A 1,123-nucleotide genomic window follows, 5' to 3' on the forward strand; every position below is an offset into this window, starting at 1 on the left:
GTGCCGGGCAGGAAGCCCGGAACGTCGACGAAAGTCACGATCGGGATCGAGAAGCAGTCGCAGAAGCGCACGAAGCGCGCCGCCTTTCGGCTGGCGTCTGAATCCAGCACGCCGGCCAGCACCATCGGCTGGTTGGCGACGAAACCGACGGTTCGGCCGTCGACGCGGCCGAAGCCGGTGACGATGTTCTTGGCGAAACTCGCCTGGATCTCGAAGAAGTCGCCTTCGTCGGCAACCTTCAGGATCAGTTCCTTTATGTCATAGGGCTTGTTGGCGTTGTCGGGGACCAGCCGGTCGAGCGACATGTCATAGTCCATCACGGACTGGTAGCATTCGATCTCTGGAATCTCGGCGGTGTTGGAAGCCGGCAGAAGATCGATCAGGCGGCGCATCTGCAGAAGCGCCTCGACGTCGTTGTCATAGGCGCCGTCGGCGATGGAGGATCTGGTCGTGTGCACCGTGGCGCCGCCGAGGCTCTCGGCCGTCACCGTCTCGTTGGTCACCGTCTTCACCACGTCCGGGCCGGTGACGAACATATAGGAGGTGTCGCGCACCATGAAGATGAAGTCGGTCATGGCCGGCGAATAGACATCGCCGCCGGCGCAGGGCCCCATGATCAACGAAATCTGCGGAATGACGCCGGAGGCAAGCACGTTGCGCTGAAAAATCTCGGCGTAACCGCCAAGTGCGGCCACGCCTTCCTGGATGCGGGCGCCGCCGGCGTCGTAGAGGCCGATGATCGGCGCGCGGTTGCGCAGCGCCATCTCCTGAACCTTGACCACTTTCTCGGCATGCGCCTCCGACAGCGAGCCGCCGAAGACGGTGAAATCCTTGGCGAAGAGATAGACCGGCCTGCCGTTTACCGTGCCCCAGCCGGTCACCACGCCGTCGCCGGCGATCTTGGTCTTCTCCATGCCGAAGTCGGTGGAGCGGTGCTCGACATACATGTCGAACTCCTCGAACGACCCTTCGTCGAGGAACACCTCGATGCGCTCGCGGGCGGTGAGCTTGCCTTTCTTGTGCTGGGCCTCGATCCGCTCCTTGCCGCCGCCCATGCGGGCGATCTCACGGCGGCGCTCGAGTTCCTTCAGCACGTCTTTCATCGCTGCCCCCAAAAAGGAAA

General features: G+C 63.0%; 1 protein-coding gene. It reads right to left on the reverse strand.

From position 1 onward, the window contains the following. Positions 1-1,103, reverse strand: a 1,103-nt coding sequence (locus tag EOA38_RS37380; RefSeq protein WP_145966328.1) for an acyl-CoA carboxylase subunit beta, incomplete at its 3' end; no start/stop codon positions are given. Positions 1,104-1,123 lie beyond the last annotated feature (20 nt).

It is taken from the genome of Mesorhizobium sp. M1E.F.Ca.ET.041.01.1.1 (genome assembly GCF_003997355.1).
Classification (GTDB): domain Bacteria; phylum Pseudomonadota; class Alphaproteobacteria; order Rhizobiales; family Rhizobiaceae; genus Mesorhizobium.